We start from the raw sequence: 24,467 nt of genomic DNA, 5'->3' as shown, positions 1-24,467 counted from the left end.
GTCTCCAGTGATAACAAGGTTTAGGCCTGGCCGAGCCAGATTTGGCAGCGCCGCTCTAGGGCGCGCAGGGCGAGATCGCCGAGCAGCCCGAAGGCGCCGATCAGCACGGTGCCGAGGACAATGGGATACACCTGGCCCAGCTCGCGCTGGCCCCAGATAAACGCACCGAGCCCCAGCGCGGCATTGCCCACTAGGATCTCGGCGCCCACCGTGGCGCCCCAGGCCACGGCTAAGGCAATGCGCAGCCCCGCCAACCAGGCGGGGAGCACGCTGGGCAGCAGCAACACACGCCAGCGCAGCAGCGTCGGCAACTGATAACTGCGCGCCACCTCAATAAGCCGTGGGGCGATGCTGTGCACGGCCTGTTGCGTGCTGACCAGCATGACGAAACTGACCGCTAGGCTGACGAAGGTGATTTTTCCCCCCTCGCCATAGCCGGCCCAAAGGCCCAGCAGGCCGATCCAGCCAAACAATGGGAGCTGGCGCAGGCCATGACACAGCGGCCCGAGCAGATACTCCGCCCAGCGGTAACTACCCAGCAGCACGCCCAGTACGCTGCCGATTAAGCTGCCGATTAATAGCCCCGCAGCCAAACGCTTGAGACTGGCCACGCTGGCCTGCGTCAGCGCGCTGCATAGCTCGCCACACAGGGTGCTGGCAGGCGTCGGCCACAACGCCAGCAGGCTGATGGCCAGCAGCACACTGAGCAAAGCCGCGCTGAGCAGTAACGCGGTACGCCGCCCCGTTCGGGCCAGGGGGAAGGGCTGCACGCGGTTCATCGCGCGTACGCCAGCGTGCGCTGCAACTGCAGCAACACGCGATCACAGGCATAGGCGAGCAGGCCGGTGCACAGCGTGGCGGCCAAGACGGTGTCCATTTGGAAGTACATCCGGCCACTGTTGATCAGAAAACCCAAGCCACTGCTGGCAGCGAATAACTCGCTGAACAACGCGATGATCCACGCGCTGGATAGCCCCAGGCGCAGGCCGGTCAGCAGCTGATCGCGAATTCCTGGCAACAGCACTTTGCGATAGCGTAACCAGGGCGTCAGCGTCAGGCTGGCGGCGGCTTCCAGCAGGGCTGGGGGGAAGTTTTGCAAAGCCTGGCGCACGTTGACGGCCACCGGGAAGAAACAGGCCAAGGCGATTAACACCAGCTTGAACGCTTCATCGATGCCCAGGGCACTGATTAATAACGGCGCCCACGCCACGCTAGGGACTTGGGCCAAAGCGTTAATAAGCAGGCCCAGGGTGCTCTCCAGTCGTCGCCAGCGCGCTAGCAACACGCCGAGTGCGATGCCCAGCGCGCTGCCCAAAGCAAAGCCTGCGGCGACCCGCGCGCAGGTGATTTGCACGGCCTGCCAGAGCTCGCCGCTAGTCAGCATCAGCCACAGGGTTTCGGCCACTTGACGCGGCGGCACCAGCAAAGCGCTGACGCTGTCGTCCTGGCGACTCACGGCATACCACAGCAGCAGACCCAGGCCGGGCAGCAGTAAGCCGGCGCCGCTTCTGCCGGCAGTGGTGCGCCAGGTGCTGGTCATGGCGCCAGGGCCTTACCGTCGGTGTCGTATTCCGGCCAAAAACCTTCCAGGCCCAGCTCCTTGATCGCCGCGTCGACGAATGAGCGATCGACCCAGCTGTCGATTTCCACCGGGCGACGAATCAGGTGATTCTCCAGCATGTAGGCCGCTACTTTGCGGTAGTGCTCCAGCAGGAACGGATCGGGCAGCGGCGAGAAACGGTAGCGTAAGTCACTGCCTTGGTACTCCTGCCACTGCTGCGCCACGCTGTAGCCTTGCGGCACCCAGGTCTGGAACACCTGCTCGGCATTTTTTTCATCGCTGGCCCAGGCGCTCACGCGCACCACGGCTTTTAGGAAGCGCTTCACAGCAGTGGGGTAGCGCTGGGCAAAGTTTTCATCGACCAGAAAATCAGCGGTAAACAGCCAGTCGGCGGGGGCTTCACGGGTCGACCAGATGATCCGTCCAGTACCTGGCTCACCTAATGTGGCGCCATAGACGCCGGGCGCATAGAGCGCGTCGACCTGGCCGCTGGTGAAGGCGCTGCGGGCGTCAGCAAAGCTTAAATTGACGATTTTAAGGTCGGCTTGGGTTAGCCCTTGGCTGCGCAGTAAACGGTCGAAGCCATATTCCCAAGGCTGGCCCTTCATCAACGACACGCGTTTGCCGCGCAGGTCGCTGACCTTCTGGATCGTGGAGTTGGGCGGGACGATCAGGTAGGCGTTGTTGCCGCGAAAACCGCCGCCGATCAAGCGGGTTTTGATCCCCGCCGCGCGGCCAAAGATCGCCGGAAACTCGCCCGCGTAGCCGATATCCACGGCTTTGCTGGCGAGCAATTCATTGCTCGATACGCCGCCGCCCAGGGGATGTATCCACTCGATCTTCACCCCGTCGTTGGCAAACTCATCCTCAACCGCGTGGCGTGCAGCGGTCAGGCCGGAGTTGGCTGCCGATAACTTGGGCGTCAGCACGGAGCCGGCACCGGTGGAGATGCGAATCACCGAAGGCAACTCTTCGCCCACCACTTGAGCGCTATTGAACAGCACCGAGAGCAGCAAGAGGCTGGCTAACAGAGGACTGCTGAAACCATTCATAGCTGCACCTCCTGTTGTGCATTGGCAGGTGTAGCAGCGGCCTCGCTGACCGGCACCAGCGGCGAGCGCTCATGGCGGAAGTGCGGCAGGATGTGCTCGCCCAGACGGTAGGCTTCTTCCAGGTGCGGGTAGCCGGCGAGGAAGAACAGCTCAATCCCCAGCGCGTTGTACTCGCGAATGCGCGCCACCACGTTGGCGTAGCTGCCAACCAAGGCGCACCCCGGCGGTATGCCGATAAAGCCAAAGCCAGCCCAGACATTGGGGTAGACAAAGAATTGCTCATATGACTTGGCGTCGGCCTGGCGGGCAAAGTCTTTTTCGTAACTGAGGTGGCGCGCGGAGACCAGTCCGTTAAAGCGTTTGCTGGCCTCGGCGGCGCCGGCCAGGCCGGCATCAAAAAAGCGCTTGGCCTCGGCATGCGCTTCTTCTTCAGTGGGCCGGCTGATCACGTCAATCGACATGCCAAAACGAATCGTCGAACGACCATAACGCTGGGCTCGCGCCTTTACGTCGGCGATTAACGCGCGGATTTCATCCGGGTGCTCGGCGCGCATCAAGTAATAGTCGGCATGCTTGGCGGCCAACTCGCGAGCGGCCTCCGATGAACCGGCGGTGCAGATCAGTGGCAACTGCGCTTTGCGCTGCTGCGGGCTGAGGCCGCCGCCTTCGGCGCTGTAATACGCGCCTTGGTAATGAAACTGCGGTGAATGCCAGTAGCCTTTGACCACGTCTAAAAACTCGCTGGCGCGCAGGTAGCGATCATCGTGCGCGGTGGTATCGCCAACTTGCCGCTGGATCTGTTCCGAGCCGCCATTGATGATGTTCCACACCAGCCGGTTAGCCGTGGCACGCTGGTAGGTCGAGGCCATTTGCGCGGCGGCAAAGGGGCTGAAGTGGAACGGTTGGAACGCCGTGACAAATTGCAGATTACGGGTCTCGCGGGCCAGCAGCGCGCAGGTCAGCCAGGGCTCCTCGGCGTTAGGCGCGTTGACCATCAGCGCGCCGGCAAATTGGTTGATTTCCGCAGCGCGCGCCACCTGCGCCAGGTAGTCCATATAAGAGAAGCTGTCGCCGCTGCGAAAGTTAGCCAAGGCCCCGGTGCCTTCGGCCTCGTTGTGCCAATCACCGCGATTGCGGCTGTCGCCTCGCGGGTAATAGTTTTCGCCATTGAGTGGCAGGCGGGTGAAAAATTCGATGCTCATTAGCGCTGGCCCTCAGGTCCCTGGGATATCACGACGCATGTCCTGGCTTGCACGCACTGCAAGCGTTGCGCTGGCCTATCGCAGGTTTCGTGCCAGCCGCGCAGAGGCCGTCAGAGCACGGTTTGCGGCTATTTACAGGGGCGCAGTGCTGGCGGATCAGCAGTGCTGTGCGTATGCATTGCTGCTGGAGCAGCAGTGCATGACAAGGAAGGTGGTATTGTTAGGAATGGAATAAACAAATAATAAATAATAATTTATTAATATAAGAGTCCTGCGTGCACACTGCCGCGGTAGTGTTCCACATGGATGTTGTCAGCATGTCCCAGCTCACCCACATACAGCCCAGCGAGCTATCGGCCAAGTCGGCCCGGGCGAGCGTGATGGTGTTTAACGACCCGCGCTCCAAAGACCTGTTGCAGCGTATTGAGCGGCTCGCTCCCAGCGAGGCCAATGTGCTGGTCATTGGGGAAACCGGCACCGGTAAGGAGCTGGTCGCACGGCATATTCACAGCTTAAGCCGGCGCAGTGACGCGCCTTTTGTGGCGGTCAACTGCGGCTCCTTCCCCGAGAGTTTGGTTGAGAGTGAGTTGTTTGGGCACGACAAGGGCGCCTTTACCGGCGCCTCCACCAGTAAAGCTGGCTGGTTTGAGGCGGCCAACGGCGGCACCTTGTTCCTCGATGAAATCGGCGACTTGCCGCTGCCCATGCAGGTCAAAATGCTTCGCGTGTTGCAAGAGCGCGAAGTGGTGCGCTTGGGCTCGCGCACGCCGCTGCCGATCAACGTGCGGGTGGTCGCGGCGACCAACGTCAATCTGGCGGATGCGGTGGTCGCCGGGCATTTTCGTGAGGATCTGTTTTACCGTTTACATGTCGCCAGCATCCGCCTGCCGGGGCTGCGCGAACGGCCGGGGGATATTCTGCCGCTGGCCAATTTTTTTATTCAGCAGCATTGCCAGCGCCTGGGCTACGCGCCCGCGCAGCTCAGTGCGGAGGTTGAGGGGCGGCTGCTCAGCCACCCCTGGCCGGGCAATATCCGCGAGCTGGAAAACGCCATTCACCATGCCCTGCTGGTGTGCCGCAACCAGACCGTGCAGGTGGCTGATTTGCAACTGGTGGAGCTGCGCGCCAGCCATGCGGCGGCCCCGGCTATCCCAGCCGCAGCTGCCGAGGTCAGTCTGGAGGCGGCCTTGTACGCCTTGTATGAGCAAGGCCTGCCGAACCTCTACGAGCATGTCGAGGAGACGCTGTTTCGCACCGCCTATCACTTTTGCCACGGCAACCAATTGCAGACCGGACGGCTGTTGGCCATCAGCCGCAATATCGTGCGCGCGCGGCTGGAGAAAATCGGCGAGCTGGGCAGTACCTGCGACTAACTCCCGCGTAAGGCCTACGCGGGCAAACGACGTAATGACGTGGCAGAACACTTGCGTCTCGAACGCCTGAGCACGCGGCGTAGCCTGCGTTTACGCGACGCTGCGGCACTTAGCTGACACGATCTGCGCCTTGTGCCATAGCCTCTAGGGGCGGCAATGACTAAAATAGCCGCTTAGTGCTAGGGCAATCCCCTCGGTAGTCCCATAAAGCTTGGCCAAGTGTGAGGCCGTGGCAGCGCCCATAGCCCGGTCTAGGGCGCGGTTTAGCCAGGCTTTATTTCTTTTTTCAGGAGTTGCAGACATTGGCTCAATACGTTTACACCATGCATCGGCTCGGCAAAGTCGTGCCGCCGAAGCGGGAAATCCTTAAGAACATCTCCCTGTCGTTCTTCCCTGGCGCGAAGATCGGCGTACTGGGTCTCAACGGCGCGGGTAAATCGACCCTGCTGCGCATCATGGCCGGTGTCGATGCCGAGTTCGATGGTGAAGCGCGGGCCATGCCTGGCATCAATGTTGGCTACCTGCCGCAAGAGCCGCAACTGGACCCCAGCAAAACCGTACGCGAAGTGGTGGAAGAAGCCGTCGGCCAGATCAAAGAGGCGCAAGCCCGTCTGGATCAGGTCTATGCCGCCTACGCCGAGCCGGATGCCGACTTCGACGCGCTGGCCGCTGAACAGGCCAAGCTTGAAGCCATTCTGCAAGCCAGCGATGGTCACAACCTGGAGCGCCAACTGGAAGTCGCTGCCGACGCCCTGCGTCTGCCGCAGTGGGACGCCAAGGTTGAGCACCTGTCCGGTGGTGAGAAGCGCCGTGTGGCCCTGTGCCGCCTGCTGCTGTCGGCCCCTGACATGCTCCTGCTCGACGAACCGACCAACCACCTGGATGCCGACTCGGTGGCCTGGCTGGAGCACTTCCTGCACGACTTTCCGGGCACTGTGGTGGCGATTACCCACGACCGTTACTTCCTGGATAACGTGGCCGGCTGGATTCTCGAACTCGACCGTGGCGCGGGCATCCCTTACGAGGGTAACTACTCCGGCTGGCTGGAGGCGAAATCCGAGCGTTTGGCGCAAGAGTCCAAGCAGCAGTCGGCCCATGAAAAGGCCATGAAAGAAGAGCTGGAGTGGGTGCGCAAAGGCGCCAAGGCGCGTCAGTCCAAGTCCAAAGCCCGTCTGCAACGCTTTGAAGAAATGCAGTCGCAGGAATTCCAAAAGCGCGCCGAGACCAACGAGATCTACATCCCGGCTGGCCCGCGGCTGGGCGACAAGGTCATCGACTTCGTCAACGTCAGCAAAGGTTATGGCGACCGTGTGTTGATCGATAACCTCTCGTTCAGCATCCCCAAAGGCGCCATTGTTGGCGTGATCGGTGGTAACGGCGCCGGTAAGTCGACCCTGTTCCGCATGCTGATGGGCAAAGAGCAGCCGGACTCCGGCAGCATCGAAATCGGCGACACCGTGCAACTGGCTTGCGTGGATCAGAGCCGCGACGATCTGGTCGGCAGCAAAACCGTGTGGGAAGCCGTGTCCGATGGTCTGGACATGATCCGCATCGGTAACTATGAAGTGCCGTCCCGTGGTTACGTGGGCCGTTTTAACTTTAAAGGTGGCGACCAGCAGAAGTTCGTTAAGGACCTCTCCGGTGGTGAGCGTGGCCGCCTGCACCTGGCCCTGACCTTGAAAGAAGGCGCCAACGTGCTGCTGCTCGACGAACCGTCCAACGACCTCGACGTGGAAACCCTGCGTTCCCTCGAAGAAGCGCTGCTGGATTTCCCTGGCGCCGCCATTGTGATCTCTCACGATCGCTGGTTCCTGGACCGTGTAGCCACGCACATCCTGGCCTATGAAGACGACTCGCATATCGAGTTCTTCGAGGGTAACTACACCGAGTACGAAGCCGATCGTAAGAAGCGCCTGGGCGATGCCGCCGCGCAACCGCACCGTGTGCGTTACAAGAAGCTGGCGCAGTAACGGACTGACCCAGTTACCTGCGTGCTACAGCAAAACGGGGCCTTCGGGCCCCGTTTTGTTTTATTGGTTTTAGCGGCTGCGCTTGAGGTCGTCCACCGTGCGGCTCAGTCGCTCAAGCTCGCGTTCGAGCGAATCGATTTGTCGCTCTTGCTGCTGCACCGTGCGCTGTAGCTCTTGTGTGTCCCTGGACTGGCCTTCACCTTGGGTGGGCTGGCGTTGCAGCTTTTCTATTTGCCGCGCTTGCTCCTCCACACTGCGCTGTAACTCTTGGGTTTCTCTGGGCGAGTGTTGATCTTGCTTGGGTTGGCGCTGCAACTGCTCGATGGCCTGCGCTTGGGCGTCGATCTTGCGCTGTTGGTCTTCTAGCTGACGCTTAATGCGCTCTAGGTCTTCGGTGCTGAAGTTCGAGTTGTGGATCAGTTCTTTATTGACGGTGTCCGAGACCAGCAGCTTTCCGGAACTGGTGAAGGTGCCCAATTTCATTTCGGCATGAGCGGATAGGGTGACGCTGCAAACAACAAACAGAGTCAAGGAGCGGGTGCGCATAGGGATCATCCTGATCGTTAGGGGGGGCAGCTATCCCCGTTGCATACAAAAATGCTGGCAGCGGTTACGGTTGATCGAACAGCCTTCTCAGCCAGTTATTGGCAGCGTGTTGTGGCTTCAGTTTTCGGCGCGTTGTGTGGCCGCAACAGTCTGTCGGTGATTGGCTGCTGCCGAGCAAAGCGCTGAACGTCTGCGTGCCACGTCGTAAGCACCTCGCTTAACCCTGCATGGCGCAGCCCCTGCTCGGCATCGCTGCGTAGTTGTTCAAGCCATGGGCTGTGGCCGGAGAAGTGTGGCCACAATTCGTGGTCAGCTTGCAGCGGGTGAGGGCGGCACTTGTGTAGCCAGTCAGGAATAAGCCCCTGGTGATGGCTCAGTTTGTATAAGGCGGGCGTATCCAACTGCGCACGGCGCATGATCACACCATGGTGATGGGCGATAGCCAGCACCTGCATAAGATGGATAAGGCAAGGCCAGTGCTCGAAATGGCCCCCTTCGCTAAGGTGGTAAAAACGGCTGCACCGCTCAAGCCCGTCATCCATCTGCTCCATCACCAGCGCGTAGTAGCCTTCTGAGTCTGGGCCAATTTCGCGAGTGTCTGGCGTGATCAGATGCAGCCTGAACTCTAAATCAACACCGGGTGTGCGCTTTTTCTGAAACCATTGGTGGAGCTTGGCGGGTGATTTGTAGCTGAATACATGCTGATGAGCAGATTCGCTTTGCCCGGTAAGCCAACCGTCTTGCAGCGCGAAGTATTCATTTATCCAGTTGAGGTGCTGCTGGCGTAACGCCAACTTGAGCTGGTCAGCGTTGGACCATTGATAGGCCGTTAGCTGTAAAGCCTCCGGCAGCAGCGCGTTGATTTCAGTGCGGGATATCCCATGGGCCTCAAAGGTTGCCAGTACGCGAGCTGCCTGCTGCCGAGCTGAGTTGCGCCGCTCACTGAACCAGCTAAACAGACGTTGTAGCAAATTGATCCAATCTGTCATGGCAACCTCTGTTCGGGTCAGTGAGCGGTGATCTTATGCAGAAGCCTTCCGGCTGCGTTTAGCTTTGGGCGCAGCGGCGCGTTGGGCTTTGATGCGCTCCAGCAAAACGCTGGCCGGCTCATCGTTCGGGTCTTGCGGCACCAACTCGCCCCGGAATGCTTTGGCCAAAATGCTCTGGGTTAACTGGTCGATACGGCTTTGGGCGGCAGTGACTTTGGTTTCTAGCTGATCGGCAAAGGCGAAGAGTTGTTCGACGCGCCGGACGATTTCGGTTTGTTGCTCTAAGGGGGGCAATTTCAAGGACAGTGATTTAATTTCCTCGCTGTTGATATTGTTTACGCCGCTAGTCGATCTAGCCATCAATTCAATAATTTGCCTAGTAATTGGGGACTTCAGCCAGTAATTGATGTATTGAGGCACTGCTTGATCGGTTTTTAGACGAATACGAATTAGATATCCAGCAAAAAGTAGTCCTTCCTCTTTATGAGTGACTAATGCTGGTTTTCCAACAAGATCAACGCTTCCGTTGGAACGAATTAGGATGATGTCGTCTTTGCGCAAAGAAAGTTTAAGCTTTTCCTGCTCGGTAAAGTTGGATGATTTAAGGTCGTCTAGTGTTATTCCATTTTCGCCAATGTTTGGAATTCGTAGTACCCCGGTATCTCCGATGTTGTAATCACACTTTTTTGCTGTGCCGTATCTCAAATCATTTATCACTGACGCGAATGGAAGCTCTTGCCAATCAATAGGGTCTTCTAGTGTTGATTTGGATATCGTCAACCGCCCAGAAACAGCAGCAGCTAGAACAGATTGGCGGAAGCGTTTGAGCAGCGCGGGGATGCCGTCGATGCGGGCTTTTAGGGTGTCGATCTGTGCCAGTAGTTCATCGAGTTTTTGGGCGATGCGGGTTTGTTCCGCTGCTGGTGGAACGAGAATTAAATAATTCTCTACGAACGACTTAGGAACCCGGCGAAGCCCTACGGCCCCGGTCATGTTTTCTGCGCCGCTGCTCAGAAAGTCGCGAGTTTTGACTAAGGCCAGTAAGTACTTAGCTGAAATTTCATCGCTAGCAGGACGCAGTACATAAAACTCACTGCTTCCAGCACCGATATTGTTGGGCAGGCCCTCGACAAACGCCGCCTTGCCATTTTCAAAACAGGGGGTGACTTTGGCAAAAATCACATCCCCATCTTTGAAGTTTGTATAAGCCTTCTTAATTTCGCCCCATGGACGCTGCTCAAAGCGAAGTTTGTCTAGAAAGTTGGTTGGCGCATGAGACATAGGCACAAACCCTGCGATGAGATCATCGTCGAATGCCTGCTTGGGGTTGATGTCAGCCAAGTCAATAATGCGTGCCTGCGACCATCCAGCTGGCAACTCACTCATTCCCCAACCTCCTGAGCCACCACCAATCCCATTACCTCAGCCAGCATCTGCTTCTGCTGCTCGGCTTCATCCCCGGCCCCCAGCGCCTGCATCAGTTGATCCAGCTCGCGCAGGGCTTCGGTCAGTTCGGCCATGGCTTCGCCCGCCAGCACTTCCGGCGCGGGCAGGTCGGCGGCGTCGATGCTGTTTTCATCTTTTAGCCAGCTGATATCCAGCGAGTCACCGCGCTCGCGGATTTGTTCGCGGGTAAAGACGCGGAAACGGCTGGTTTCGCCGACACCTTCCACGTTTTCGGCACGGGGGCTGTTGCCGTTGGCGTCGTCACCGTAAGCCTCTTCAAATGGCTTAAGGTGCTGAGCGCCAAACGGAGTGCGCTTGCCGAAGCTGGGCATATTGCTGCGCAGGTCGTAGACCCATACGCGCTGGGTGCAACCTTGTTCCTGACGCGGGTTATCCGGCGTGCCTTTCTGGAAGAACAGCACATTGGTCTTGACGCCCTGGGCGTAGAAGATACCAGTGGGCAAACGCAGGATGGTGTGCAGGTTGCACTTGTCCATCAGGTCGCGGCGCACCTCAGTGCCGACTCCGGCCTCAAACAGCACGTTGTCTGGCAACACCACGGCTGCGCGGCCGCCGGGCTTGAGGCCGCGATAGATATGCTGGAGGAAGGCCAGTTGCTTGTTGCTGGTTTTATAGGTGAGGTCGTCCCGAGTCGGGCCGCCGCCGCCTTTGGCGGTACCGAACGGCGGGTTGGAAAGAATCACATCCACCTTGGGCAGGTTGGCGCCCACACTGCCGAGGGCGTTGCCTAAGTGCACGACGCCTTCTTCATCCCCTTCCATGCCATGCAGCAAGGTGTTCATCAATGCCAGGCGGCGTGTGCCGGGCACCAGTTCGACACCGATGAAAGCGCGGTTGCGCTGGAAGGCCTTGGCGGCAGCACTCAGGTCGTAATGGTCGTCGGTCTGGCTTTTGATGTAAGCGTCGGCAGCAATCAAAAAGCCTGCGGTGCCTGCTGCGGGGTCCTGAATGGTTTCACCGGACTGCGGCTTGATGCAGCGGATGATGCTGTCGATCAGCGGGCGCGGGGTGAAGTACTGGCCCGCACCGGATTTGGTTTCGCTGGCGTTCTTCTCCAGCAGGCCTTCATAGAGGTCGCCTAAGCCGTCTTGCCGTGCGCTAAACCAGTCAATGCCGTCGAGGCTTTTGATCAATTGCTCCAGATGGCGCGGCTCTTTCAGGCGGGTTTGGGCGTCGGCATAGATGGCGGCAATCAGCGGGTCGCTGTTTTGGCCAAGGTCCAGCAGCATTTGCCGGTAATGGTTGAGCAGGTTCAGGCCGGACTTATCCACCAGATCAGGCCAGCGCGCTCCTTCAGGCAGTTTATGTTCGAATTGAGTCCCGCTTTGTGCCTGCTCGAATTCCATTTTGATAAACAGCAGCAAGACCAGCTCGGTGACGTAGTCGCTGTAGTTGATGCCGTCGTCGCGCAGTACATCGCAGAGGTTCCAGAGTTTCTGGACGATGTCGGATTGGGTCATGGTCGTTCTCAAGATTGTTCAAAGTGTGGGCTGAGTTATGGTGGTACTCAACTCAACCGGTAGCGGAATAAATGATACTCAGACAGCTGATATCGTCGTCAGTAGGTGGCGCCGTCAGGCTGCCATCGTTTAAGAAGCATTGTTGCTGCTGGTCATTCAGCCCAGCCCAGAATCCGTCAGTGGCTAACAGCCAATGTTGCTTTGCGCTAAGCGGCCAGTGATTTATTTCAGGGCTGTTTGCACGCCTTGGGCTAAAGCAGCGGGTCAGTCTGTGGCGTGATGGCATCTGTGCCAGTTCAGCGTGGCTTAAATTGCCTTGCCAGTTGGCTAGGCAGTGTGGGGCGTTCAGCCAGCGAATTGTGTTGTCTGATTCGCGCAGCCCAAGGCAGCAGTCACCTTCATGGATACTAAACATGGCATCAGCGTGCTGGCATAACACCAGGTAGCTGCAGGCTGCATTGGGATAAATATCGCGCAGTTGCTGATGGGTGATCGCGATGACCTGAACGAGGGCCTCGGCCAGTTGTTCTGGGAGGAGTTCGCTCACGGGTAAGTGCTCGAAACCTTGAGCCAGTTCTGCCAGTAGCCTAATGGCTAACTCACCGCTGTCTTGACGGCTGCTACTGCCATCGGCGATCAGGTAAAGGCTGGCGTCTGACCGTTCGATATGGGCACTTGCATCGCGATTGTTGGTTGTGAGTGTGCCGGTTTGGGTTTGCCAGTTTAAGGTTACGCGCATTCAGGCATTTACCTGAGCGAGATGGTGCAAGCGTTGCCAGATAATCTGCTCGCGTTCGCTTTCACCCCGAGCGGCATCCTGTACCAAGTAGCCAACGTCATTATTGTTCAGGAGTTCAGCGAGCTTTTCTGCCAGGTAGGCGCGTAACTCGGGGGCTGCGTTATCGACTTCTTGCAGCAGTTCTTCCCGGCCGTTCACAAGATTAAGTATGTCTTCAAGGTCTTGGCTACCTAGCGGGTTCTGTGCTCCGCGCCCTGCGTAGGCCTCCAGTTTGCTGCCGAGAAAGTAGGGGGGCGTGAAAAGGCGGATACGCCGACCACTAGGTAAGTCGTACCATTGCGCGCTGCTCAGGCCGTCTTTGAACCAGCGGTTATTGCAGCCCAGAAGATCGGCAACTTCGGCATCTTCAGGCATAAAGTCGACTTTCAGTTCGCCGAGCCGCATGCGGCAGATAACTTCATCCTGCGGCGATTGCCGGAAGCCTTTTTGCTGCAGTTGCTCGACTAAGCTTTGCCATTGGGCGTAGCCGGTCAGGTGGACAACTAAGTCGACATCGTCGGTGTAGCGAACTTCTTCGCGGCTGAACTCATCCGTCAGCAGCAAGGCTGTGGTACAGCCGCCCACGAAGGCGACCTCTTGGCAAAGCTCTTGTCCAAGGGCTTCGGCGACCACTTCGAGCATTTGAATATTGTGTGAGCGGCTCATGCTTGTAGCACCTTTTCACGCAGCATTTGGTTGGCGAGATTGGCCTCTCTGGCGTTGCCCAACCGAATGGCATCAATCAGGGCCAGATATTCATACAGCAGCGGGTCTTTCTTTACTGCGCCCGGCACAGTTTTGAATAACGGGGTAACGGATTGCCCTTTGCGATTGCCGTAAGCATCAGGCCAGACATGGATAAGGTCGCCGCCACTCATCAGGGAGCCTTGCAGTACCGGGGCGGAAAAACTAGTTGGTATGCCACGAACAATTTCTGCTGGCTTGACGGGAAATACGTAGCGCGATCCATATTCGATAAAACCCAGTAAGGCCTTGCTGTTGACCCTTGGTAACTGAGTGCTTGGCTCGAGGCGCAATAGTCCAATCTGCTGGCAGCGCTTTAATGCCGAGGCAACCTCGCTTTTGCTGATCCCCAGTGAGGCTTCCAGAGCGCGTACGGAGTAACTGTCATGATGAATCGGAGGGTCCTGTTCTACATGATCCTCCCAGCCTTGCCATTCGTCTGGTTTTGGGAGGCTGATGTGTTTGGCCCGCTCTGCTGTATCGCCATCAAGCCTTTGCTGCTGGCGCTCACGCTGCTCAAGGCAGATCAATTTGATCAGTAATAGAAGGTCTTGACTCTTCATGGTTGCCTCAGCTATTCGGTGTCCCTTGTCCTAGGACTGAGGACAGTGTAGGCGTTAAGCCATGCCGTTTGTCAAACCGCTTAGCTGACATTTTGCCAAAGGCTGTCATTCAGGGCTGCCAATACCTGATCGAGATTACCGCCCAAGTTGCGGTTCAGGCCTTTCAGCCCACCATCATCGCGGAAGGCGTCGTTGAATTGCTCTGCGTCGATGATGACCTCATGCACCAGTTGTTTAGCCAGACGATCCAGCCATTTGCGTTGCACGGGTGTCCATGGCAGCAGGGCGTAGATTTTTTGCATGGCTTGGGCCACGCGCTGGTCGAACGGTAGCAAGGCTTCGCCAATGGCGGCCTGGCGGATATAGCCGATGATGCTGGCGGCGATTTCCTGATTGGTCTGATTACGCCAGGCGCTTTTCAGGCTGGCTTCACTGAAGCCGTGCTGATCCAGTAGCAGGCGGACCTCACGCAGTTGCTCACGGGTGAGGTCTTTAGGGCGGTTTACGACGACGCCTAAGGCTGCGGACTGGTTGAGTTGGTTGTGAATAAAGTCGTTGAAGCTTTCCAGATAGTCAGCGGGCTTTTGGTTATTGCCGTAATCCTGCCTGCGCTCTTTTAGTTCATCCGTGTGGTTGGAGATCACCGGGTAGTTCTCTGAGCCGAGCAGGGCGCTGACAGTGTCCAACTGGCTGAGCAGTTGGCTGTGCTTACGGACAAAGTTGGCGGCTTGCTGTGGGCCAAGTTCATGCAGGTGTTTATGCAGTTTGGCCGGCTCAACGCCCCAAAGCTCCTGCAGCTCGTTGAGCTTCTGTTTTAGGCTCGGCTTGCTTTCGGCTTTGTGCTGCGCTTTGCGCAGAATACGCATGACGCGCTGGCTCAGTTGGTCAAGTACATCATGGGCGTGGCTGCTGTTTTCCTGGTTGCCTGGCGCGTTATGGCTGGCATCGTTGGTGAGTTCGTCGAGCAGTTGTTCCAGTGAAATATTGGGGTCTTTCACCAAGGGCTTCATGGTGTCGACTGCTTCCAGACTTGCATACAGGTCAACCGGATCGTAGATGCGAAATACGGTCTTGCCGATGTCATCGCAGCGCCGGGTGGCGCGGCCTTTCATCTGCTCGTAGAGAATGCGTGAGCGCACGCGGCGCATGAAGACCAAATTGCAGATTCGCGGTACGTCGATGCCGGTGGTGAGCAGGTCGACGGTGATGGCGATATTGGGGGTTGGCTCGTTCTTGTAGCGACGAATTAGTTGTTCAACCTTGTCGCTCTGGCCGGTAATCACGCTTACGGCTGCTTCGTTGTATTGCTCGCCATAGGCTGCCTTGAAGGCATCATCAAGCAGGTTTTTTACCCGTTCTGCGTGATTTTGGTTTACGCAGAAGATCATGGTTTTTTCTTCGCCGAATGGGTCAAGCTCTTTGGCTAGTTCGTCACAGATGACTTTATCGAAGGCCGGTGTGATGACGCGGCGGTTGAAGGATTCAATATTGAAGGTCAGTTCATCTTCCAGCTCAGTGACATCAACCTCGCCAGTTTGGGTATTGATAACACTGACCGACTCGCCTTTTTCAAAGCGAATACCGTTTTGGCTCAGCAGGGTTTCGTAGCGGATCGGCGGTTCGTGGTCCACCAGCCAGTCATCGGCCACGGCCTCGCGGTAGCTGTAGGTGAAAACGGGTTTACCGAATATTTCGCTGGTGTGTTTGGCGGGTGTGGCGGTGAGGCCGATGCGGCAGGCATCGAAGTGATCAAGCACGCGGCGGTATTGCGAGAGGTACTGGCTATGATCGCGTACTGCCAGTTCGCCTTCGGTCATCTCTTGATCCAAGGTGTAACCACGGTGCGCTTCGTCGACGATGATGCAGTCAAACTCGCCTATCGCAGGCGGGTTATCCGAGCGGAAGATGCGGCTGACCATCGCTTGCACGGTGGCAACCTGAACGCGGGTTTCCGCTTCGGCTGCCATGTCGCCCAGTTCTTTTATGTCGTAGATCTGGGCCAGTGTCTGGTTTTGCTCAAGTGTGGTGTCGTTGAATGAGTCGATGGCTTGTTGGCCAAGTGCACTTCGATCGACCAGAAACAGGATGCGCTTGAAGCGTTCGGTCTTCAGAAAGCGATACATCAAACCAATGATGGTGCGGGTTTTACCAGTGCCGGTGGCCATGGCCAGCAGGCAGTCACGCTGATTGTTGGCGAGGGCATGCTCCACTGCACGGATGGCGTTCTCTTGGTAGTCGCGCAGTTTTAGGTAGGTGAAGCCTTCAGTTTTGAGTTTGGTTTCGGCGTCGGCCTGACTGCGCTTGAGCAGGTCGAGCAAATCATCTGGTTTGTGGAAGTCCTGTAATGCTCTGCGGGTATTGGCCGGGCTGCGCAGGTCGCGGAACCAGGTTCCGGAAAGCTCGGCGAGTTGTTTTACATAGGGGCGGCCATTGCAGGCGAAGGCAAACGGCACTTGGAATTGCCCGCCTTGGCCATCGTTCCACGGCTGAGTCTGCCCGGTTAGCCGCCAGGGTTGTTGCAGCTCGGAGGTGATTTTGAACTCGCGGGAATAGCGCTCAGCCTGCGGAATGCGATCAGCAATGTTGATGCGCTTACGTTTGGCTTCAACGATGGCGATGGGTGTCAGACCAACAAATAGCACATAGTCAGCGCATGCTTTGGGGTTGCTTGTGGGCCACTCGGCGATGGCTTTGTTTTTACCTTTCTCTGGGCGTGCGCCTTTGTTGTAGGTAAGGTCGAGGGAGTCAGCCTCCCAGCCAGCTTCGATCAACTGCTGATCAATCAGGATTCGGGTCAGGTCTTCTGAAAGGTCAAAATTGTTGGTTGCTTGTTGGGCACGCTTGGCAATCTGCTGGCTGGCTTGTGGTTGGCTGGCCAGTTGCTGTTGCAGTGCCTTGATACTCTGTTCGTGCTCGCTACGCAGTTTATTCAGGGCGGCTTCGTGTTCGGCTGCCAACTGTTTGTGGGTACGTGATTCGGCATACATTTGCTCAGCGAGTACTGCATATTCTTCAGCCTCCCGCTTGAGGAGGTCAGCCAGCTGTTGGTTGCTTTCCAGTTGCTGGCTGGATTCGTTCAGTTGGGCTTTGAGTTGTTCGATCTGACCTTGGAGTTCGCGCAGTGAGGCACTGGGGTCGGCTGGTGTGACAAATGGACCGGGGTTGAAACTATGAGTGTTCTTGCCAACAGTACGGTGAAACCAGATGGCAAGGGCTCTGGCGACTTTTAGCCCGTCCATAGCCTCTCGGTGCTGGGTGCGGAAGCCATGAGTGGCCTTGTTGCCTTCGACGCGCAGCGTGTGAAAAAGATTGCGGATGTTTGGATCGAGTTGAATCTCACGGCTCAGCTTGTAGAGGAGGTCGGCCTGGGTGGTCGCGCTATCGAATTCGATACCGGCCCGGCTGGCCAGGCTCTGAGCCAGCGCCTCACCTAATTGGCGCAGCTTTATAAGTGTGGTATTGGGATCAGCAGCAAATACTTGCTCGGCAGTCGTGGCCAGTTGCAGAAACAGCGGGTCATGTTCCTGAAGGAAAGCGAAGTTACTGCTGACGGCCATGGACTATCCCTTACGATCGGTATCTTCAACTGCAACAAACAAATACCTGTTGCCCTATCGGTGCGGAGATTACTTAAGGTGAGTGTCTTTTGGCCACCCACTGTGTTCGACAGTAGAGGCTAGAAAGCGACTGGGCATCGGCTAATGCATCAACTCACTTGACCTATGCAGGTAGGACATTACCGACTTAAGACGGTTTTTTTTGCGCAGGGCCAGCACCGGTAGTACGGTTTAGGCAGTTTTTGCCCCAGTCATGCGCTATGCACTGCGCGCGTCACCTCGGTGTACCGGCAGCCGCGTTTTTGCTTGTAGCGCATGCCTGATGCAGCCATGATTCATCCAGGCCCCCGTCCAAGGAATTGCAATGCCAGACTCCTTCGCAGCCCATTTGCGGTTGGCACCTGAAGCACTTACCCGTCCTTTTTCCCCGGAGCAGTTTAATTTCACCAGTACCGCCGATTTAGAGCCGTTTCGCGGTGTGTTAGGTCAGGAACGTGCCGTTGAGGCCTTACAGTTTGGCGTGGCCATGCCGCGTCCGGGCTATAACGTGTTTGTGATGGGCGAGTCCGGCACCGGGCGTTTCTCATTCGTGAAACGCTACCTCAATGCCGAGGCTAAACGTCTGGAGACCCCAGCGGATTGGGTTTATGTCAACCACTTCGATGAGCCGCGTGAACCCCGTGCGCTGGAGCTGCCAGCGGGCACCGCGGCGGAGTTTCTGACCGACATCAACGGCCTGATCGATAACCTGCTGGCGACCTTCCCGGCGGTGTTTGAGCATCCGTCGTTCCAGCAAAAGAAAAACGCCATCGACCGCGCTTTTAACAAGCGCTATGACCAAGCGCTGGATGTGATTGAGCGCCTGTCGCTGGAGAAGGGCGTGGCCCTGTACCGCGACAGCAGCAATATTGCCTTCACCCCGATGCTCGACGGCAAGGCGCTGGATGAGGCCGAGTTTGCCCAGTTGCCGGAAGCCGAGCGCGAGCGTTTCCACAGTGATATCGCCGGCCTCGAAGAGCGGCTTAACGAGGAACTGGCCAGCCTGCCGCAGTGGAAGCGCGAGTCGAGCAACCAACTGCGTCAACTCAATGAAGAAACCATCACCATTGCCCTGCAACCCCTGTTGGCGCCGCTGTCGCAAAAATACGCGGAAAATGCCGGAGTTTGCGCTTATTTGCAGGCGGTGCAGGTCAATCTGCTGAAGACCGTAGTCGATCAACTGGTCGAGATTGAAAAGGCCGACGCGCAAACACGCAAGCTGCTCGAAGAACAGTACTGCCCCAGCTTGGTGGTGGGTCATCACCCTCAGGGCGGAGCACCGGTGGTGTTTGAACCGCACCCCACCTACGACAACCTGTTTGGCCGTATTGAATACAACACTGACCAAGGCGCGCTCTACACCAGCTATCGGCAGTTGCGTCCGGGCGCCTTGCACCGCGCTAACGGCGGCTTCCTGATTCTTGAAGCGGAGAAAATGCTCGGCGAGCCCTTTGTCTGGGACGCCCTTAAGCGCGCGCTGCAGTCGCGCAAATTGAAGATGGAGTCGCCGCTGGGCGATCTGGGCCGTATCGCCACCGTGACCCTGACCCCGGAGGTGATCCCGCTCAATCTCAAGGTCATCATCATTGGTTCGCGGCAGCTGTATTACACCCTGCAAGACCTCGATCCGGACTTCCAAGAGATGTTCCGCGTGCTGGTCGACTTCGACGAAGACATTCCCCTGGCTGACGACAGCCTTGAACAGTTCGCCCAGTTGATGAAAACCCGCACCTCGGAAGAGGGCATGGCGCCGATGACCGCCGCCGCAGTGGCGCGGGTAGCGACCTACAGCGCGCGTCTGGCGGAGCACCAAGGGCGGTTATCGGCACGCATTGGCGACCTGTTCCAGCTGGTCAGTGAGGCTGATTTTATTCGCAGTCTGGCCGGTGACAGCGTCACCGATGCCGGCCATATCGAACGGGCCCTGAAGGCCAAAGCCACTCGCACTGGACGTGTTTCGGCGCGGATTATCGATGACATGCTGGCCGGTATCATCCTGATCGACACCACAGGTGCCGCGGTGGGTAAGTGCAACGGCCTGACCGTGCTGGAAGTCGGCGACTCGGCCTTTGGCGTGCCCGCGCGCATCTCCGCCACCGTCTATCCAGGCGGCAGCGGCATCGTTGATATCGAGCGCGAGGTGAATCTGGGGCAGCCGATCCACTCCAAGGGCGTGATGATCCTCACCGGTTATTTGGGGAGTCGCTATGCCCAGGAATTCCCTCTGGAGATTTCCGCGAGCATCGCCCTGGAGCAGTCCTACGGTTATGTCGATGGCGACAGCGCCTCGCTGGGCGAGGTCTGCACGCTGATTTCGGCTTTGTCACGTACGCCGCTTAAGCAGTGCTTCGCCATCACCGGCTCGATCAACCAGTTCGGTGAAGTACAGGCCGTGGGTGGGGTGAATGAGAAGATCGAAGGCTTCTTCCGTCTGTGTGAGGCCCGTGGCCTGACCGGCGAGCAGGGCGCGATCATTCCCCACTCCAACGTCACCACCCTGATGCTCGATGAGCGTGTGCTGCAAGCTGTGCGTGCCGGGCAGTTCCATATCTATGCGGTGCGTCAGGTGGATGAGGCGCTGAGTTTGTTGGTCGGTGCCGATGCAGGCACGCCCAATGAGCAAGGCCAATTCCCCGCCGGCAGTGTCAATGCGCGGGTGGTGGAGCGTTTGCGTGATATCGCAGCGATCGGCATGGAGGATGAAGACAAAGACGAGGAGAAGAAGGAAGAGCCCGCCGCGCCGGTCAAAGAGAAGAAACCACGGGTGAAAAAGCCCGCTGCTGAGTAACTCGGCAACCCTCTTGATCGCTCAACATGCTGTTGGGCGATCAGGGGTGGTGAGTTTAAGCGTTTGGCAGTGAGCAGCTTTTTGCGCAGTTCATCCACACAGTTATCCACAGGCTGTGAGGGGGCAGGCTAGAGGTTTTTACCGCCTGCCGTGAGTGGGCCTTGGGCCCGGCTGGCAAGAGGAGCGACGTTATGCCGCGCAGTCTTGTGCTGATCCGCCATTGCCTTGTTCTCGATACTCGGATCGAGTTTTATCAGAGCCCTTACCGCGGCCACGCCAATCAGTGGCTGCTGCTGTGCGCCGCCGGCATAAGCGCTGAACAACCGTCGCTGGTTAAGGTGCAAGGCCCGTTTTTCGGGGCCTGCAGCGTAGATCAGATGCTCGGCGAGATAGTGCAGAACCTGCTGGAGATGGGCTACGAGTACAGTGCCGAGCCGCCTATCTGGCGCCTGCATATGCAGGCTCAGCTACGCGCGTTGCGTGGCCCACCGCTTGCTTAAGTGACGAACTGAGGTGCTCAGGCCAAGAGCTGAACCGTGGGTCAAATAGCTGAGCGCTCAATTGCTTGAAACGGTCGATTTAGACTGCTTAGTTAATTGCCCTTAATAAGGTTATCCACATTCGCGAAAAAAGTGTTTGGTAACTATTTAGCATGCTGGCCCGGGTTTTTAACCCTCGGAGTGCTGGGTATACTCGCGCAGTTTTTACCTCTAAGTGAGCTCTATGGAACGGTTTATCGAAAACGCCATGTATGCCTCCCGCTGGCTTTTGGCGCCTATCTATTTTGGCCTGTCGCTGGGGTTGTTGGCGCTGGCGCTGAAGTTCTTTCAAGAGGTCTTCCATCTGCTGCCGCATGTCTTCAGCATGGCCGAGGCGGATCTGATTCTGGTGATCCTGTCGCTGATCGATATGGCCTTGGTGGGCGGTTTGTTAGTGATGGTGATGATCTCCGGCTATGAGAACTTTGTTTCGCAGCTGGATATTGGCGACGACAAAGAAAAACTCAGCTGGCTGGGCAAGATGGACTCCGGCTCGCTGAAAATGAAAGTAGCGGCCTCGATTGTGGCGATTTCCTCGATCCACTTGCTCAAGGTGTTTATGGATGCCAAGAACATCCCCGACAGCAAGTTGATGTGGTACGTGCTGATCCACATGACCTTCGTCGCTTCGGCTTTTGCCATGGGCTACTTGGATAAGCTGACCAAGCACTAAGGCGTTGCCGCGATTGGGTGTGACGGAATGCTTATGCTAGTCTGGCCGACCTTTTTAAGCCCCTAGCGGAGCATTGTTATGTCCGATCTCATTCTCTCGACTGACGAAAGTCGCGTCAGCTACGGCATTGGCCGCCAACTGGGCGGTCAACTGCGCGATAACCCGCCACCAGGCGTTAGCCTGGACGCCATCCTGGCCGGGGTTAAAGACGCTTTCAGCGGTCAAGAGAGCCGCGTTAGCGAAGAAGACCTCAACGCTAGCTTCAAAGTGATTCGCGAGATCATGCAGGCCGAGGCTCAAGCCAAAGCTGAAGCCGCTGCTGCCGTTGGCCGTGACTTCCTGCTGGAAAACGCCAAGCGTGATGGCATCACCGTACTGGCATCCGGTCTGCAGTACGAAGTGCTCAACGCTGGTGACGGCGCTAAGCCAACCCGCGAAAACACGGTGCGTACCCACTACCACGGTACCCTGGTCGACGGCACTGTATTCGACAGCTCCTACGATCGTGGTCAGCCAGCTGAATTCCCTGTTGGCGGCGTGATCGCGGGCTGGACCGAAGCTCTGCAACTGATGGGTACTGGCAGCAAATGGCGTCTGTACGTGCCGAGCGAGCTGGCTTACGGCGCCCAAGGCGTTGGCAGCATCCCGCCGCACAGCGTGCTGGTGTTCGACGTAGAGCTGCTGGAAATCCTGTAATTCCAGTTAGCCTGGCGCGTTTAGCCTGCGGCTAGGTGCGCAAGATCAAGCAAAACGGCAGGCCGTATGTTTATGGCCTGCCGTTTTGCTATCTGGCTGCTGGTCAAACTGGGCGCAAGGCCCGGGCGTAGCAGAACAAGAACAGATTGCGCACCAACTCTTTGAGCACCAGTGGCTCGCTGGAGTTGAGTTCGTGCAAATCCAGATCACCTTGGTCACGTAGCTCATCTAAAGCATCCTGCTCCAGCCGCGCGCAGACCTCACCGGTGCTGCGGTTAAGAATGCGTAGGTAGGGATGGGGGCGATCCAGCCAAGCGTCAATCAAATAAGTCATGACTCATCTCCTGTGTAAAGGTTTAGATGATAATAATTCTTATTTGTATTATAGCAAGACTTAATTGGACCTTTGGTCGCGCCGCCGGATTGTCTGGCTTGGAAGCCGCGCCAAGGTGCCGCGCAAGGTCCGTTCGCGCGGCCTAACGGCAATACTTAAAAGGTGAGGGGTGTATTGCGCTTGCGCCGTAGCTGGGCAGCACCGCGGTTAGCGGCATCTGCACCGATACATAGAGAGAGAATGACAGCGCTCGGGGCGGCTAAGCCCGCCCCAGGCAGAACCCGTTAGTGGGTGCGGGCGACGGCAAAGCGGCTGAGGTCGATCAGCGCATCGCGGTATTCGCTGGGCGGCAGCGCGTCCAGGCAAGCGATGGCGCGTTCGGCGTAGTCGCGGGCCAGTTGTGCGGTGTAGGCCAAGGCGCCGGAAGCTTCCACGGCAGTGCGGATGCTTTCCAAATCCTCGATGCCACCTTTCTGAATCGCTTGGCGCACCAGGCTGGCTTGCTCGGCGGTGCCTTCACGCATGGTGTAAATCAGCGGCAGGGTGGGCTTGCCTTCGGCCAGATCGTCACCGACGTTCTTGCCCAGGGTGTCGGCGTCGCCTTGGTAGTCCAGCAGATCATCGACCAGTTGGAAGGCAATCCCTAAATGGTCGCCAAAGGTGCGCAGCGCTTCGCTTTGCTCGTGGCTGACGCCGGCCAGCGCGGCGGCGCTGTGGGTCGAGGCCTCGAAGAGCATGGCGGTTTTGCCGCGGATGACTTCCATATAGGTCTCTTCGGTGGTGCTGGCGTCGCGGACTTTCGACAGTTGCAGCACTTCGCCTTCGGCAATCACCCGCGTGGCCTGGGAAATGATCCGCATCACCGGCATGGAGCCCAGGGTGACCATCATTTCGAAGGAGCGCGCATAAAGGAAGTCGCCGACCAATACGCTGGGCGCATTGCCCCAGCGCGCATTGGCGGTGGAGCGGCCGCGGCGCATATCGGACTTATCCACCACGTCGTCGTGCAGCAGAGTCGAGGTGTGCAGAAATTCGATGGTCGCAGCCAGCAGTTGCAGGTCATCTTGTTGATAACCGACTGCGCGGCCAGCCAGTAGAACTAGAAGAGGGCGTAGACGTTTGCCACCGGCGGAAATAATGTAATCGCCGATTTTCTCGACCAGTGGTACACGCGACACCAGTTGGTTACGAATAATGCCGTCTACGGCGGTAAAATCATCCGCCGCCACGCGGTAGAAGGACTGGGGTTGCATCGCAGGTACCTGAAGTTTTCAATGCGCGGCATGCTAGGTGCCGGGTAGGGGGCTGTCAAGGCGAGTGGCTTTGGGTCTTGCACCCTATTAGCGGCTTGCGTACAATCGCGCACCCTGAACTTCCCCCTGGGTATTTCCCTGCCTTACGCAATTGCATGGGAGCCAAGTGGCCCCAAGCAGCCATGCCAGCTGATTCTTATTCCTATAAAACGCTGGGTGAGCAGGATTAACGGAGATTTACCATGTACGCAGTAATTGTTACTGGTGGCAAGCAATACAAAGTCACCGAAGGCGAATTCCTCAAGGTCGAAAAACTCGAGCTGGCCACTGGCGAAGCTGTGACTTTTGACCGTGTTCTGCTGGTCGGCAACGGCGACGACGTAAAAATCGGCGCTCCTGTTGTTGAAGGTGCCAAGGTTGTAGCTGAAGTTGTAGCTCAAGGCCGTCACGACAAAGTAACTATCATCAAGTTCCGTCGTCGTAAGCACCACATGAAGCGCCAGGGCCACCGTCAGTGGTACACCGAGATCAAAATCACCGGTATCTCCGCCTAATTTCATTAGGTCCGATCCCTTTATAGGAGTATTGAACTCATGGCACACAAAAAAGCTGGCGGTAGTACCCGCAACGGTCGCGACTCAGAAGCCAAACGCCTTGGCGTGAAGATGTATGGCGGCCAGGCTATCAAAGCAGGCAACATCATCGTGCGTCAGCGCGGCACCCAATTCCACGCTGGTTACGGCGTTGGCATGGGTAAAGATCACACTCTGTTCGCGAAAATCGAAGGCGTGATCAAGTTTGAAGTAAAAGGCGAGTTCAACCGCCGTTACGTGAGCGTCGTTTCCGCTTAAGCGCGCGACTGCTTGGAAAGCCCCGTCCTGCG

Annotated in this window: 22 protein-coding genes; 8 read left to right on the top strand and 14 right to left on the bottom strand. The window is 57.6% G+C overall.

The genetic code is table 11. From position 1 onward, the window contains the following. Positions 1–20: 20 nt before the first annotated feature. The 4 genes from NTD81_RS13780 to NTD81_RS13765 are packed head-to-tail and all read right to left on the bottom strand — an operon-like array spanning position 21 to position 3,815. Positions 21–779, bottom strand: coding sequence for an ABC transporter permease (locus tag NTD81_RS13780; RefSeq protein WP_262183141.1), 759 nt, complete (start codon positions 777–779; stop codon positions 21–23). Then, positions 776–1,540 (bottom strand): ABC transporter permease, encoded by a 765-nt coding sequence (locus tag NTD81_RS13775; protein ID WP_262183140.1) that lies wholly within the window; start codon positions 1,538–1,540, stop codon positions 776–778. Before NTD81_RS13775 ends, NTD81_RS13780 begins: the two co-directional genes overlap by 4 nt. After that, the gene (locus tag NTD81_RS13770) at positions 1,537–2,613 is read right to left on the bottom strand and encodes an ABC transporter substrate-binding protein (protein ID WP_262183139.1); all 1,077 of its coding nucleotides are present in this window, start codon (positions 2,611–2,613) and stop codon (positions 1,537–1,539) included. Before NTD81_RS13770 ends, NTD81_RS13775 begins: the two co-directional genes overlap by 4 nt. Then, positions 2,610–3,815 carry an LLM class flavin-dependent oxidoreductase gene (locus NTD81_RS13765; protein WP_262183138.1) on the bottom strand — a complete coding sequence of 402 codons (1,206 nt, stop codon included), beginning with the start codon at positions 3,813–3,815 and terminating at the stop codon, positions 2,610–2,612. The genes NTD81_RS13770 and NTD81_RS13765 overlap by 4 nt, the downstream gene beginning before the upstream one ends. A 317-nt stretch (positions 3,816–4,132) precedes the next feature. Here NTD81_RS13765 and NTD81_RS13760 point away from each other — a divergent pair, with 317 nt between their 5' ends. Both NTD81_RS13760 and ettA read left to right on the top strand, forming a co-directional pair. After that, on the top strand, positions 4,133–5,188 hold the full coding sequence (locus tag NTD81_RS13760; RefSeq protein ID WP_262183137.1) for a sigma-54 interaction domain-containing protein: 1,056 nt from the start codon (positions 4,133–4,135) through the stop codon (positions 5,186–5,188). A 302-nt stretch (positions 5,189–5,490) separates the two neighbouring features. Then, a complete protein-coding gene (ettA, locus tag NTD81_RS13755) occupies positions 5,491–7,158 on the top strand; it encodes an energy-dependent translational throttle protein EttA (protein ID WP_262183135.1) in 1,668 nt (555 codons plus the stop codon). Positions 7,159–7,227: 69 nt separating this feature from the next. On the opposite strand, the gene NTD81_RS13750 is transcribed toward ettA, so the two are convergent. The 8 genes from NTD81_RS13750 to hsdR all read right to left on the bottom strand — a co-directional run bounded on the left by NTD81_RS13750 (position 7,228) and on the right by hsdR (position 17,262). After that, on the bottom strand, positions 7,228–7,704 hold the full coding sequence (locus NTD81_RS13750; protein WP_262183134.1) for a hypothetical protein: 477 nt from the start codon (positions 7,702–7,704) through the stop codon (positions 7,228–7,230). A 95-nt stretch (positions 7,705–7,799) separates the two neighbouring features. After that, a complete protein-coding gene (locus NTD81_RS13745) occupies positions 7,800–8,693 on the bottom strand; it encodes a hypothetical protein (RefSeq protein WP_262183133.1) in 894 nt (297 codons plus the stop codon). A 33-nt stretch (positions 8,694–8,726) separates the two neighbouring features. Then, positions 8,727–10,079 carry a restriction endonuclease subunit S gene (locus tag NTD81_RS13740; RefSeq protein WP_262183131.1) on the bottom strand — a complete coding sequence of 451 codons (1,353 nt, stop codon included), beginning with the start codon at positions 10,077–10,079 and terminating at the stop codon, positions 8,727–8,729. Further along, positions 10,076–11,620 carry a class I SAM-dependent DNA methyltransferase gene (locus NTD81_RS13735; RefSeq protein WP_262183130.1) on the bottom strand — a complete coding sequence of 515 codons (1,545 nt, stop codon included), beginning with the start codon at positions 11,618–11,620 and terminating at the stop codon, positions 10,076–10,078. Before NTD81_RS13735 ends, NTD81_RS13740 begins: the two co-directional genes overlap by 4 nt. Positions 11,621–11,672: 52 nt before the next feature. Then, complete coding sequence (locus tag NTD81_RS13730) at positions 11,673–12,359, bottom strand: protein phosphatase 2C domain-containing protein (protein WP_262183129.1); 687 nt, start codon at positions 12,357–12,359, stop codon at positions 11,673–11,675. After that, positions 12,360–13,064 carry a hypothetical protein gene (locus NTD81_RS13725; protein ID WP_262183128.1) on the bottom strand — a complete coding sequence of 235 codons (705 nt, stop codon included), beginning with the start codon at positions 13,062–13,064 and terminating at the stop codon, positions 12,360–12,362. Next, positions 13,061–13,705, bottom strand: a complete 645-nt coding sequence (locus NTD81_RS13720; RefSeq protein WP_262183127.1) for a MarR family transcriptional regulator — start codon at positions 13,703–13,705, stop codon at positions 13,061–13,063. The genes NTD81_RS13725 and NTD81_RS13720 overlap by 4 nt, the downstream gene beginning before the upstream one ends. 80 nt (positions 13,706–13,785) lie before the next feature. Continuing rightward, positions 13,786–17,262 carry a type I restriction-modification system endonuclease gene (gene hsdR / locus NTD81_RS13715; RefSeq protein WP_262183126.1) on the bottom strand — a complete coding sequence of 1,159 codons (3,477 nt, stop codon included), beginning with the start codon at positions 17,260–17,262 and terminating at the stop codon, positions 13,786–13,788. 364 nt (positions 17,263–17,626) lie between these two features. Here hsdR and NTD81_RS13710 point away from each other — a divergent pair, with 364 nt between their 5' ends. The 4 genes from NTD81_RS13710 to NTD81_RS13695 all read left to right on the top strand — a co-directional run bounded on the left by NTD81_RS13710 (position 17,627) and on the right by NTD81_RS13695 (position 21,997). Beyond that, positions 17,627–20,089 (top strand): Lon protease family protein, encoded by a 2,463-nt coding sequence (locus NTD81_RS13710; RefSeq protein ID WP_262183125.1) that lies wholly within the window; start codon positions 17,627–17,629, stop codon positions 20,087–20,089. Between the two features lie 191 nt (positions 20,090–20,280). Next, positions 20,281–20,589, top strand: coding sequence for a hypothetical protein (locus NTD81_RS13705; protein WP_262183124.1), 309 nt, complete (start codon positions 20,281–20,283; stop codon positions 20,587–20,589). A 223-nt stretch (positions 20,590–20,812) separates the two neighbouring features. Further along, entirely contained in the window at positions 20,813–21,301 is a 489-nt protein-coding gene (locus tag NTD81_RS13700) for a TIGR00645 family protein (RefSeq protein WP_262183123.1), read from the top strand. Between the two features lie 78 nt (positions 21,302–21,379). Beyond that, the gene (locus NTD81_RS13695; RefSeq protein ID WP_262183122.1) at positions 21,380–21,997 is read left to right on the top strand and encodes an FKBP-type peptidyl-prolyl cis-trans isomerase; all 618 of its coding nucleotides are present in this window, start codon (positions 21,380–21,382) and stop codon (positions 21,995–21,997) included. A 103-nt stretch (positions 21,998–22,100) separates the two neighbouring features. Here NTD81_RS13695 and NTD81_RS13690 read toward each other — a convergent pair whose 3' ends face one another. Both NTD81_RS13690 and NTD81_RS13685 read right to left on the bottom strand, forming a co-directional pair. Next, the gene (locus tag NTD81_RS13690; protein WP_262183121.1) at positions 22,101–22,331 is read right to left on the bottom strand and encodes a hypothetical protein; all 231 of its coding nucleotides are present in this window, start codon (positions 22,329–22,331) and stop codon (positions 22,101–22,103) included. Positions 22,332–22,615: 284 nt separating this feature from the next. After that, positions 22,616–23,584, bottom strand: a complete 969-nt coding sequence (locus NTD81_RS13685) for a polyprenyl synthetase family protein (protein WP_262183120.1) — start codon at positions 23,582–23,584, stop codon at positions 22,616–22,618. 242 nt (positions 23,585–23,826) lie between these two features. Here NTD81_RS13685 and rplU point away from each other — a divergent pair, with 242 nt between their 5' ends. Both rplU and rpmA read left to right on the top strand, forming a co-directional pair. Further along, positions 23,827–24,138: a 50S ribosomal protein L21 gene (rplU, locus tag NTD81_RS13680; protein WP_058067004.1), complete on the top strand. Its 312-nt coding sequence runs from the start codon at positions 23,827–23,829 to the stop codon at positions 24,136–24,138. A 39-nt stretch (positions 24,139–24,177) separates the two neighbouring features. Then, positions 24,178–24,435: a 50S ribosomal protein L27 gene (gene rpmA, locus NTD81_RS13675; protein ID WP_262183119.1), complete on the top strand. Its 258-nt coding sequence runs from the start codon at positions 24,178–24,180 to the stop codon at positions 24,433–24,435. Positions 24,436–24,467 lie beyond the last annotated feature (32 nt).

The organism is Pseudomonas sp. 5P_3.1_Bac2, assembly GCF_025465995.1.
Lineage (GTDB): Bacteria > Pseudomonadota > Gammaproteobacteria > Pseudomonadales > Pseudomonadaceae > Aquipseudomonas.
The sequence above is the reverse complement of the archived record's forward strand: the minus strand, read 5'-3'. Positions and strand labels throughout refer to the sequence as shown.

Coding starts and splice junctions, on each gene's coding strand:
- NTD81_RS13780 (WP_262183141.1), bottom strand. CDS start 779: ATGAACCGCGTGCAGCCCTTCCCCCTGGCCCGAACGGGGCGGCGTACC.
- NTD81_RS13775 (WP_262183140.1), bottom strand. CDS start 1,540: ATGACCAGCACCTGGCGCACCACTGCCGGCAGAAGCGGCGCCGGCTTA.
- NTD81_RS13770 (WP_262183139.1), bottom strand. CDS start 2,613: ATGAATGGTTTCAGCAGTCCTCTGTTAGCCAGCCTCTTGCTGCTCTCG.
- NTD81_RS13765 (WP_262183138.1), bottom strand. CDS start 3,815: ATGAGCATCGAATTTTTCACCCGCCTGCCACTCAATGGCGAAAACTAT.
- NTD81_RS13760 (WP_262183137.1), top strand. CDS start 4,133: ATGTCCCAGCTCACCCACATACAGCCCAGCGAGCTATCGGCCAAGTCG.
- NTD81_RS13750 (WP_262183134.1), bottom strand. CDS start 7,704: ATGCGCACCCGCTCCTTGACTCTGTTTGTTGTTTGCAGCGTCACCCTA.
- NTD81_RS13745 (WP_262183133.1), bottom strand. CDS start 8,693: ATGACAGATTGGATCAATTTGCTACAACGTCTGTTTAGCTGGTTCAGT.
- NTD81_RS13740 (WP_262183131.1), bottom strand. CDS start 10,079: ATGAGTGAGTTGCCAGCTGGATGGTCGCAGGCACGCATTATTGACTTG.
- NTD81_RS13735 (WP_262183130.1), bottom strand. CDS start 11,620: ATGACCCAATCCGACATCGTCCAGAAACTCTGGAACCTCTGCGATGTA.
- NTD81_RS13730 (WP_262183129.1), bottom strand. CDS start 12,359: ATGCGCGTAACCTTAAACTGGCAAACCCAAACCGGCACACTCACAACC.
- NTD81_RS13725 (WP_262183128.1), bottom strand. CDS start 13,064: ATGAGCCGCTCACACAATATTCAAATGCTCGAAGTGGTCGCCGAAGCC.
- NTD81_RS13720 (WP_262183127.1), bottom strand. CDS start 13,705: ATGAAGAGTCAAGACCTTCTATTACTGATCAAATTGATCTGCCTTGAG.
- hsdR (WP_262183126.1), bottom strand. CDS start 17,262: ATGGCCGTCAGCAGTAACTTCGCTTTCCTTCAGGAACATGACCCGCTG.
- NTD81_RS13710 (WP_262183125.1), top strand. CDS start 17,627: ATGCCAGACTCCTTCGCAGCCCATTTGCGGTTGGCACCTGAAGCACTT.
- NTD81_RS13705 (WP_262183124.1), top strand. CDS start 20,281: ATGCCGCGCAGTCTTGTGCTGATCCGCCATTGCCTTGTTCTCGATACT.
- NTD81_RS13700 (WP_262183123.1), top strand. CDS start 20,813: ATGGAACGGTTTATCGAAAACGCCATGTATGCCTCCCGCTGGCTTTTG.
- NTD81_RS13695 (WP_262183122.1), top strand. CDS start 21,380: ATGTCCGATCTCATTCTCTCGACTGACGAAAGTCGCGTCAGCTACGGC.
- NTD81_RS13690 (WP_262183121.1), bottom strand. CDS start 22,331: ATGACTTATTTGATTGACGCTTGGCTGGATCGCCCCCATCCCTACCTA.
- NTD81_RS13685 (WP_262183120.1), bottom strand. CDS start 23,584: ATGCAACCCCAGTCCTTCTACCGCGTGGCGGCGGATGATTTTACCGCC.
- rplU (WP_058067004.1), top strand. CDS start 23,827: ATGTACGCAGTAATTGTTACTGGTGGCAAGCAATACAAAGTCACCGAA.
- rpmA (WP_262183119.1), top strand. CDS start 24,178: ATGGCACACAAAAAAGCTGGCGGTAGTACCCGCAACGGTCGCGACTCA.